Annotated in this window: 6 protein-coding genes and 1 pseudogene; 4 read left to right on the top strand and 3 right to left on the bottom strand. The window is 59.9% G+C overall.

Features of this window, described 5'->3' with window-relative positions; all coding sequences use genetic code 11:
* The 3 genes and pseudogenes from Q0349_RS05210 to putP all read right to left on the bottom strand — a co-directional run.
* A pseudogene (locus Q0349_RS05210) lies at positions 1-517 on the bottom strand (hypothetical protein); the annotation flags it as partial.
* Positions 518-724: 207 nt separating this feature from the next.
* A complete protein-coding gene (gene putA / locus Q0349_RS05205) occupies positions 725-4,327 on the bottom strand; it encodes a bifunctional proline dehydrogenase/L-glutamate gamma-semialdehyde dehydrogenase PutA (protein ID WP_298079818.1) in 3,603 nt (1,200 codons plus the stop codon).
* Between the two features lie 70 nt (positions 4,328-4,397).
* Positions 4,398-5,942 carry a sodium/proline symporter PutP gene (gene putP, locus Q0349_RS05200; RefSeq protein WP_298079817.1) on the bottom strand — a complete coding sequence of 515 codons (1,545 nt, stop codon included), beginning with the start codon at positions 5,940-5,942 and terminating at the stop codon, positions 4,398-4,400.
* A gap of 325 nt (positions 5,943-6,267) precedes the next feature.
* Between putP and Q0349_RS05195 the strand changes: the two genes are divergently transcribed.
* From Q0349_RS05195 to Q0349_RS05180, 4 genes are all read left to right on the top strand, one after another.
* On the top strand, positions 6,268-6,762 hold the full coding sequence (locus tag Q0349_RS05195) for a nuclear transport factor 2 family protein (protein ID WP_298079820.1): 495 nt from the start codon (positions 6,268-6,270) through the stop codon (positions 6,760-6,762).
* Between the two features lie 126 nt (positions 6,763-6,888).
* Positions 6,889-8,394 (top strand): glycosyltransferase family 39 protein, encoded by a 1,506-nt coding sequence (locus tag Q0349_RS05190; RefSeq protein ID WP_298079816.1) that lies wholly within the window; start codon positions 6,889-6,891, stop codon positions 8,392-8,394.
* Positions 8,384-9,355, top strand: a complete 972-nt coding sequence (locus tag Q0349_RS05185) for a glycosyltransferase family 2 protein (protein ID WP_298079815.1) — start codon at positions 8,384-8,386, stop codon at positions 9,353-9,355. The genes Q0349_RS05190 and Q0349_RS05185 overlap by 11 nt, the downstream gene beginning before the upstream one ends.
* A complete protein-coding gene (locus Q0349_RS05180; RefSeq protein WP_298079814.1) occupies positions 9,352-10,110 on the top strand; it encodes a hypothetical protein in 759 nt (252 codons plus the stop codon). The genes Q0349_RS05185 and Q0349_RS05180 overlap by 4 nt, the downstream gene beginning before the upstream one ends.
* Positions 10,111-10,255 lie beyond the last annotated feature (145 nt).

Raw genomic sequence — 10,255 nt, 5'->3', positions numbered from 1 at the left:
CTTCGCTGGCACTGTCTATTTTATCAGATAAATTCTTTAACATAAAAAGCGAGATCGTCCGACGAATAGCTTCTTTCTTACATTGATCAAAAATATCATCTACTGTTTCTGCAGGAACAGGGAGTTTTCTTTTAACCTCATCCACCATTTCCATGGTGGATTTATCTATCTCTAGAGTCCCCTTAAAATAAGCTGATATTTTTTCAGAACTTAAATTAGCATACTCTTTTCCCTTTCCATAATAAAATTCTTTATTTTTTAACTGACTATAGTCAAAACTCGAAATTGCATCTTTGGTTGATTCGTAAAATTCAGAAATTCTATTAGCAGTATTTTCATAAGCATTTTTAGATGATTCGGTAGCTTTGTTATACAAATCAGATACTTTATTTTGAGTTGTTTCAATAGCACCTTTAAAATCAGTATTTTTAATTGAATCAGATACCTTTGCAGTAGTATCACTTACCGCTTGTTTAACAGAATCAAAAGAAAATTTTTTCTTGTTAAAAAAAGCCATACTTATTACTCCTTATTTAAATTTGGTTATTATAGCAATACTCATAAAGTCTCATACAAGGCGCACTGCCGAAGACAGTACGCGGTTGTACGGCGAGGCGGCGCAACGCCGTATGAGGCTTTCGGAGGATTGCTATACATACACTACGAGAGCTCAAGTGTATGTAAATAGCCCGCCATTGGCGGGCTTTCTCTATGCGGCAGCGGTTTATTCTTCCGCCATTGCCATCAGACTGGCGTTGCCGCCGGCGGCGGTGGTGTTGGTGCTGCGGCTGTTTTCTTCGTACAGCGGCAGGATGTCCACCCCGCCCGTCGCGTCGATGATTTTCACCAGTGCGCCGTCGCGGGCGGCGAGCGCGGTTTTGAGCGCCACCGGCAGCGGTTCCAGCGCCAGTACGTGACGGGCGTGGTCGGATACGGGCTCCGCGCTGACGCGGATGAGTCCGTCGGCGGTTTTTTCAAGGAGCGCCAGCGGGTGTTCTTTGGCGACGTGCAGGTGTCCGCCCGCGATGGCGACCGGGATGAGTGCCGCGAGGCTTTGTTCGAGCTCGCCGCCGTAAAGCGCGATGTGCGGCGGCAGGTGCCAGCGGTTTTCGTTGCGTTCGCCGGTTGGCCCGTTGAGGGTTTGCACGGCGTGGCGCAGCGTGGTTTTTTGCGCGATGTCTATTGCCGCTTTGAGGCGCGCTTGGGCGGCGCTGTCCAGTCCGCTTTGCGTGATGAGCGCCTGCAGTTTCGGCAGCGCGCTTTCGTCGGCGACGCCTGCTTTGTCTGGGGTGGGCGCTTGCCAGGCGTCGCCCTGGCTGAGTTTTTGCAGGTAGAAGCTGCCGCCCGCTTTCGGGCCGGTGCCGGAGAGGCCGTGCCCGCCGAAGGGCTGCACGCCGACGACGGCGCCGACGATGTTGCGGTTGACGTAGGTGTTGCCTGCCTCTATCTGGCTGCTGATGTGGTCGATGCTGCTGTCGAGGCGGCTGTGGATGCCGTGCGTCAGCGCGTAGCCTTTTTGGTTGATTTGCGCGATGAGGCGGTCGAGTCCGCCCGCGCGGTAGCGCAGCACGTGCAGTACCGGGCCGAACACTTCGCGCTGGAGTTCGTCGAGGTTGTTCAGTTCAAACAGTACCGGGGCGACGAAGGTGGAGGCGGCCGCGTCGGTGTTTTTGCCGGGCGTGGTTTCGTGGTGCGCGCGGGCGACGGTTTTCATTTTGTCGATGTGGGCGCGCAGGTTTTGTTGTGCTTCGGCGTCGATGACCGGGCCGATGTCGGTGGCGAGCGCCGCCGGGTCGTCGATGCGCAGTTCGTCCATCGCCCCTTTGATCATGGCGAGGGTGCGGTCGGCGATGTCTTCTTGCAGGCAGAGGATGCGCAGCGCGGAGCAGCGTTGTCCGGCGCTGTCGTAGGCGCTGTTGATGACGTCGAGGCAGACTTGTTCGGCAAGCGCGGTGCTGTCCACGATCATCGCGTTTTGTCCGCCGGTTTCGGCGATGAGTACCGGGTTGTCGTCGCGCGCGGCAAGGGTGCGGTTGATGTGTTGTGCGACTTCGGTCGAGCCGGTGAAGACGACGCCGTTGATGCGTTTGTCCTGGGTCAGCGCCGCGCCCGCGTCGCCCGCACCGAGGACGAGTTGCAGCACGTCGCGCGGCACGCCCGCCTGGTGCATCAGTTGCACGGCGCGGTAGGCGATGAGGCTGGTTTGTTCGGCCGGTTTGGCGAGGACGGTGTTGCCGACCGCCAAGGCGGCGACCACTTCGCCGGTGAAGATGGCGAGCGGGAAGTTCCAGGGGCTGATGGCGACGATGGTGCCGACGGGGCGGCGTTGCGCGCAGGTGGTTTCGGCTTCATGGGCGTAGTAGCGGCAGAAATCAACGGCTTCGCGTACTTCGGCGATGGCGTTGTTCAGGGTTTTGCCCGCTTCGCGCACGGCGAGGCTCATCAGTTCGGCGCGGTGCGCTTCAAACAGGTCGGCGATGCGGCGCAGGATGGCGGCGCGCGCAGCGGGGGTAATTGCCGCCCAGCCGGGTTCGGCGGCTTTGGCGCTGGCGATGATGCCGTCAATGGCGGTGGTTTTGATGAAGGCGGCGTTGCCGACCAGGTCGTGGTGGTTCGCCGGGTTTTTGACGTCGTGCGGCGCTTCGCTTTCGGCAGGCTGCGCGGTGATGCTGCTCGCCTGTACCCGCTGCGCGGCGGCGCGGCTCATTTCGTCTTCGAGGTGCTTCAGGGTGTGTTCGTTACTGAAGTCGAGGCCGCGCGAGTTCGGGCGCGCGTCGCCGTAGAGTTTGGGCGGCAGCGGCAGCGCGGCGTGCATTTTGCCCTGGGTCGCGGCGGCGGCATCGAGCGGGCTTTTCAGGAGGTCGTCAATGCTGATGTTTTCATCGACGATTTGGTTGACGAAGGAGGAGTTCGCGCCGTTTTCCAGCAGGCGGCGGACGAGGTAGGCGAGCAGGGTTTCATGGGTGCCGACCGGGGCGTACACGCGCACGCGGCGGCCAAGGTTTTGCGGGCCGACGACCTGGTCGTAGAGGGTTTCGCCCATGCCGTGCAGGCACTGGTGCTCAAATTCTTTGTCTTTGCCGAGCTGGTAGATGACGCCGAGGGTGTAGGCGTTGTGGGTGGCGAATTGCGGGAAGACGGCGTCTTGCGCGGCGAGCAGTTTGCGCGCGCAGGCGATGTAGGAGACGTCGGTATGCACTTTGCGCGTGTAAACCGGGTAGGCTTCAAGGCCGTCCACCTGCGCCCATTTGATTTCGCTGTCCCAGTACGCACCCTTGACGAGGCGAATCATCAGCCGCTGTTTGTTGCGGCGGGCGAGGTCAATCAGGTAGTCGATGACGAACGGGCAGCGTTTCTGGTACGCCTGGACGACGAAGCCGATGCCTTTGTACCCGGCCAAATCGGGGTCGGAAACGAGCGCTTCCATCAAATCCAGCGAGAGCTCAAGGCGGTTCGCTTCTTCGGCGTCAATGTTGATGCCGATGTCGTAGTGTTTGCCGAGCAGGAACAGCTCCTTCAGCCGTGGCAAGAGTTCGTTCATCACCCGCTCATGCTGCGCGCGCGAGTAACGCGGGTGGATGGCGGAGAGTTTGACGGAAATGCCGTTGCCTTCGTACACGCCCTGCCCGGCGGCGTCCTTGCCGATGGCGTGAATGGCATCGACGTAATCCTGAAAATAGCGGTCGGCATCGGCCTGGGTCATCGCCGCCTCGCCGAGCATATCAAAGGAGTAGCGGTAGCCCATCTTCTCCCGCGCCTTGCCATTTTTCAGCGCTTCTTCAATCGTTTGCCCGGTGACAAACTGCTTGCCGAGCAGGCGCATCGCATAATTCACCCCCTGGCGGATGAGCGGCGCGCCGCCCTTGCCCAGCACGCGGGTCAGCGCGTTGCCCAGCGAGTTTTCATCCGTTTGCGCGGTCAGCTTGCCCGTCACCAGCAGCCCCCAGGCGGCGGCATTGACGAACATTGACGGGCTGTGGCCGATATGGCTTTTCCAGTCGCCGCCGGCAATCTTGTCGGCAATGAGGCGGTCGCGCGTCGCCGTGTCCGGGATGCGCAGCAAGGCTTCGGCAAGACACATCAGCGCCACACCCTCTTCGCTGGAGAGTGCGAACTCGTGCATCAACGCATCCACACCGCTCGCCTTACGCCGGTTCTCGCGCACCTGCGTCACCAGACGGCGTGCAAGCGCCTCCGCCTCGCGCCGCTCATCTTCGCTCAACTGCGCCTGCGCCAGCATATCGGCGACGGCTTCCGCCTCGTCGCGGCGGTAGGCATTGGTAATCGCATCGCGCAGGGCGGATTGTGGACGGGAAAATGCAAACATGATGAAAACTCCTTGATAATCTTAAAAAAGAAAAACGGGACAACAAACTGTCCCGTCAAATATACCACCATCAAGCCACTTTGCCGTGCTTGTTGGCGTGATAATCGCGGTTGGCCTGCTCAAAGCGTTCAACCACACCCGCAGCCGGTTTGCTAAAGAGCGAGACCACGACGATTGCCAGTGCGCAGGCGACAAAGCCGGGGACGATTTCATACATCGTCGGGTAGCCATGATTTTTCAGCCAGGGATTCATCGCCTCTGCCCATGCGACCACCACAACCGCGCCGGTAATCATGCCGGAAAGCGCGCCGGTTGCCGTCATCCGTTTCCAGATTAAAGACAGAATCACCACCGGGCCAAAAGCCGCACCAAAACCGGCCCAGGCATAAGCAGTCAAGCCCAATACCTTGCTATTCGGGTCTTCCGCCAAAACCATCGCAATCATTGCCACCGCCAAAACCATCAGGCGGCCAATCCAGACCAGTTCCGCCTGCGAAGCATTCGGCCGCAAAAAGCCCTTGTAAAAATCCTCGGCAATTGCACTGGAGCAAACCAATAATTGACAAGACAACGTGGACATCACCGCCGCCAAAATGGCAGAAAGAATGACACCGGCAATCCACGGATTAAACAACAAACTGGCCAGACCAATAAAAATCCGCTCCTCTTTGCCGCCCAAAGTGCCAATCTCCTCCGGCTTCGCGCCAAAATAAGCAATACCAAAATAGCCAACCGCAATAGCACCGCCGAGACACAAAACCATCCAGGTCATGCCAATGCGGCGCGCCGGTTTTAATGAGGCGACACTGTCGGCGGCCATAAAGCGGGCGAGAATATGCGGCTGGCCAAAATAACCCAGACCCCAGGCGGCGGTTGAAACAATACCGAGGAAAGTCGTCCCGGCAAAAATACCGCTATATTCACCATAATCCTTGCCCTTCTCCGCCGCGACCTTGCCGATCGAAAGGGCGACATCATCAAAACCGCCCACGGCAACCAGCACCATGATTGGTGCCAGAATGAGCGCAAAAATCATCAACGTTGCCTGTACCGTATCCGTCCAGCTTACTGCGAGAAAGCCGCCAATAAACGTATAGGCAATCGTCGCGCCCGCACCGAGCCACATCGCCTGCGCATAGGTAATATCAAACAGGCTCTCAAAGAGGCGCGCGCCTGCGACCACCCCGGCGGCACAATAAATCGTAAAGAAAAAGAGGATAATCGCGGCGGAAATAACCTTCATCGCCCGCCCCTGCGCGCCAAAGCGGTGGAAAAAATAATCCGGCAACGTCAGTGCATTATTATTATGCTCCGTATGCACGCGCAAACGTCCGGCAACCAACAGCCAATTCAAATACGCGCCGACCGTCAAGCCAATGGCAATCCACGCCTCGCTCATGCCAGATAAAAAAACCGCGCCGGGCAGCCCCATCAACAGCCAGCCGGACATATCGGAAGCGCCCGCCGACATTGCCGTGACGAATGGCCCCAGACTGCGCCCGCCGAGAATATAATCATCAAAATTTTTCGTCGAATAATACGCTGCCAGACCAATCAGCAGCACAATAACCAAATAAACGCCGAAAGTAATATGCATCGGATTAAAATCGCCCATAAGAACACTCCTCATGAATTGAGTTATGACGGTATCCGGCAGCCGTTTGCAATACCGCAGAACAGGAAGAAAGCGCGCATTGCCAGTTATACAGGAAAAATTAACGCAGCGTCAATCCCTGCCGAATCAAATTATTACCCAAAAATTTTTATAATCCCGAAAATGCCGCCAAGAATTTAATAAAAACGCGCCGAAGAAAACGCCAACCGCAAAACAATCAAACCATTAAGCGCCTGTTCAATCTTCCGGTATGCGGCGGGTGCGCGATGCGGTTTATGAAAGGCGGCAGCGGGCGCGGTGCTAAAATGCGGCTCCCTGTCATTTCATAGGAGCATCCCATGCTGACCCGTCCCAACGACACGCCGTCACCACCAGCCTCAACGCCCTCTCGACCGGCGGCATGAACGCCTTTGCCAGCCTGATGGCGGACGACATCCGCTGGCACCAGCCCGGCCACAATCCGTTTTCCGGCACGCATCAGGGCAAGGAAAATGTGCTGCGCATGATTGGCGGCCTCATCAAACACACCGGCGACACCCTGCAACTGTCGCCCAACGGCGCGGCGATGGCCAACGGCGACCTCATCGCCTGCCCGTTCCGTCTGGCGGGCAAGAGCCGGCGACAAAAGCATCGACCAGCCGGGCTTGCTGCTGCTGGAAATGCGCGACGGCAAATTCGGCCAGGTTTGGCTGTTTACAGAAGACGAAGCGGCGGGCGACGATTTTCTCGGCTAAACGCCCCGCCCGACAGCCGCCCCGCGCGGCTGTTCTCATATATAAATAATGTAGGGTGGGGCTTGCCCCACCATCTCCCGTTTTAGCCTTGGGCGGGGCGGTGCGCCGAGGCGCACCCTATGCCTCCGCGAAAACTCCCGTGCGTGCCACCAGTAACCCCATCCCGCCCGCATCCGCTATAAAATTCCCGCTTTATCCATCGAGGAACTTCCATGCGTACCCCCCAAAAACTGCCGTGGCTGATACTGCTCGCGGGCTATATCGTGGTGTGGCTGCTGGCGTCGTGGCTGCGTTCGCCATCGCTCGACAGCTACGGCGACATGATTGAAAACTACGCCTGGGGGCAGACCTGGGAATGGGGCTCTTTCAAGCATCCGCCGCTGTTTGCCTGGCTGGTGCGGCTGTGGTTCGCCGTTTTCCCGACTGAAGTCTGGGCGTATTTTCTCCTTTCTTATATCAATGCCACCGTTGGCGCGCTCGGCATTGTCGCCCTCGCCGCGTGCTGGGTGCCGCCGGACGGTCGCCGCAATAACGCGCTGTTGCTGGCGCTCGTCTTCGCCGTCTGCGGCCTGCCTTATGCCAATCTTGCCGCCAAATTCAACGCCGACACGGTGCTGCTCTCGCTCTGGCCGTGGACGGCGTATGTGTTTTTCCGCGCGGCGAGACCGGGGGCGGCAACCGGCTGGAGTGTCGCGCTCGGCGTGCTGGCGGCAGCGGCGATGCTCGGCAAGTATTTTTCCGGCGTGCTGCTGCTCAGCCTGTTCCTGATTTCGCTCGCCCGCCCGTGGCGCGGCTGGTACACCGACCGCCGCCCGTATCTTGCGCTCGCCGTTTTTCTCGTGCTGCTCGCGCCGCATTTGTGGTGGGAATGGTCGCTGGATTTTCCTTTCCGCCAGTATCTTTCCGGCAAATTCGCGGGCGGCGACGGCGCGATGCGGATGGCGACTTTCGCCCTCTCCGGTCTTTATTATTGGTGCGTGCCGTGGCTGGCGTTTGTCTGGCTGTGGCGACGCCTGCCGCGTCAGGGCGATGCCGCGCCGGCCGCTTCACTATTGGCGCTCACGCTGTTGCCCGCGCTCATCACGTTGGCCTTGCACCTGCTGCTCGGCATCCATTTGACCACGCATTGGGCGATTCCGCTCTGGTTCGCGTTGCCCGCCTGGCTCGCCTGCCAGCTTGCGCCGCGCTTGCCGTCAGCGCCGCTGTGGCCGCAACTGCGCCGCCCGCTCGCCACCATCGCGCTGCTGATTCTCGGTGGTAGCGTGGTGTACGTCGGCATCAACGCCCTGCGCGGCAAATCCAGCTATTACTACGCCCGCCCGGCGCTGGTGGCGGCGGTAGAGGCGGCCTTTGCCGAACGCTTCCCCGGCCAGACGCTGCAATGGGTCGGCGGAACCTGGCCGGAAAGCGCGTCGTTCGCCTTCTTCGCGCCATCGCACCCGCGCGCGCTGCCCGGCGTGCCGGACGCGATGCCCGCACTGGTCAATCCGCACCCGTCCTGGGCGCAGGAATATGGCGCGATTTACTGCACCGGCACTTACGGCACCGGCGACGATGCCGCCTGCGAGGAAGCCGCCCGCGGCTTGCAGGCGCGCGGCGCGACGCTGATTCGGCAGGAAATCGCCTGGCGCGCGCACGGCTGGCGTTACCCACGCCCGCAGGAAAAGCGGGCGGTGGTGTACTGGGTGGTGCCGCAAGGAGTCAGCCATGAAGATTGAACTCAGCCTCATCCTCCCCGTCTATAACGACGCCGCCGCGCTCGCCGCCTTCCTCCCCGAACTAACCGCGTACCTCGCAACACAGGGGCGGGCGGAAATCATCGTCGTCGATGACGGCAGCCGCGATGACGTGCGCGCCGTCTGCACCGCCACCCGCCTGCCGGACAACGTCGTGCTGCGCCTTTTGACGCTGTCGCGCAATTTCGGCAAAGAGGCGGCGCTTTCCGCCGGATTGCAGGCATCCACCGGCGACACGGTGGCGATGATGGACGCCGACGGCCAGCATCCGGTGACGATATTGGCGGAAATGCTCGCCTTGCACCGCCAGGGCGCGGACATGGTCGCCGCCGTGCAGGCAAAACGCGGTCACGAACACCGCCTGCTCGGCTTCCTCAAACGCGGCTTTTACCGCTTCATGCAGGACGGCAGCCGCTACGCCCTCACCCCGGACGCGGGCGATTTCCGCGTACTGGGGCGCAAGGTGGTCAACGCCCTGCTCGCCCTGCCCGAACGGCAGCGCTTCATGAAAGGCCTCTACGCCTGGGTCGGTTTCAAGACCGTTTACCTGCCATTCCAGGCGGCACCCCGCCAGACCGGTGAGAGCAAATACAACTACCCGCGCCTGTTTGAACTCGCCATCGTCGGTATCACCTCATTTTCCCTGAAACCGCTACGCTGGATTTCGCGCACCGGCATTCTCGTCTCGCTCGCCTCCTTCTGCTATGGCATCTGGATTGTGCTGGAAACGCTGCTCTTTGGTCGCGACGTACCGGGCTGGACGACACTCACCGCCGGCATCATGTTTTCCGCCGGCGTGCAGCTCGTCTGCCTCGGCATCATCGGCGAGTACATTGGCCGCATCTTTGAAGAAGTGAAACAGCGCCCGCTTTACCTGGTCGCCGACGAATGGCGCAGCGATGCGCAGGGCGGAACACTCCCCCAACAACCGGAGAACCCATGAAAAAAATCCTGCTGCTCCTCGCCCTCGCCAGTATCGCCGCGTCTGCCGCCGACAAACCCTTCCCGCTCCTCGAAGAAGTCTCCGCCGACCCCTACGCCGAAGTCGCCAACCGCATCGAATACCAAAACATGGTGCTGTTACCCGACTACACCGTCATCGCGCGCCACTACTACCTCGCGCCGATGCGCCTCTGGATCGCCTGGGTCAAACAGGGCGACAGCGCTGCGCGCGACTGGAACGGTACCCGCAAAACCATCAGCGGACGCAACGTCGGCATCGACCTCGTAGAGCTCTGGGCGGACACCGACAACCGCCGCGCCGCCGCGCTGGTGATGAGCGAAACCCCCGTGGACAACAAAGGCAATTACCTCCTCGCCTGGCTCGACCTCCTCCCCGCGCAGGTGCGACAAAACAGCGGCGACACCCTGCGGGTAATGATGCAGGCGCTGGCAGAAGGCGACAGCGCGCGCGTGGCGGCGCTGATGCACATTCCCGAAACCGTCGCCCACAAAACCGCCTGGCGCGAGGCGCTGCAACAATGCCTGACGGCGCACCTGCCGCAAATCCGCGACAGCCACCCGCAACGCAGCGGCAGACGCAAACCCGGCGACGGACGCGACAGCGGCATCATGCTCCGCATGAACGTTGACGGCAAAGACCGCGCTGTCATCCTGCCGCTACAAAAAGACAAGGACGGCTACGCCTTCGTTCTGGACACCGAAGCCTTCAGCCAATGCAAAAACCTGCCTGAATAAGCGCGCCAATCTTTGGGGCTGTTTACAATTTGCATCTCTCCCCCTTCAGGGCAAAGCCCGTAGGGGCGGTTCTAGGGGCTGTTTACAATTCGTTTTATATGCAGTCGCTGACGCGGATGGTTTACTGCCCCCACCCCGCCCCTCC

It is taken from the genome of uncultured Cardiobacterium sp. (genome assembly GCF_938028185.1).
GTDB lineage: Bacteria > Pseudomonadota > Gammaproteobacteria > Cardiobacteriales > Cardiobacteriaceae > Cardiobacterium.
The sequence above is the reverse complement of the archived record's forward strand: the minus strand, read 5'-3'. Positions and strand labels throughout refer to the sequence as shown.

Excerpts from the sequence above, each read along its gene's own strand:
- putP (WP_298079817.1), bottom strand. The coding sequence starts at position 5,942 with ATGGGCGATTTTAATCCGATGCATATTACTTTCGGCGTTTATTTGGTT.
- Q0349_RS05185 (WP_298079815.1), top strand. The coding sequence starts at position 8,384 with ATGAAGATTGAACTCAGCCTCATCCTCCCCGTCTATAACGACGCCGCC.
- Q0349_RS05180 (WP_298079814.1), top strand. The coding sequence starts at position 9,352 with ATGAAAAAAATCCTGCTGCTCCTCGCCCTCGCCAGTATCGCCGCGTCT.
- putA (WP_298079818.1), bottom strand. The coding sequence starts at position 4,327 with ATGTTTGCATTTTCCCGTCCACAATCCGCCCTGCGCGATGCGATTACC.
- Q0349_RS05190 (WP_298079816.1), top strand. The coding sequence starts at position 6,889 with ATGCGTACCCCCCAAAAACTGCCGTGGCTGATACTGCTCGCGGGCTAT.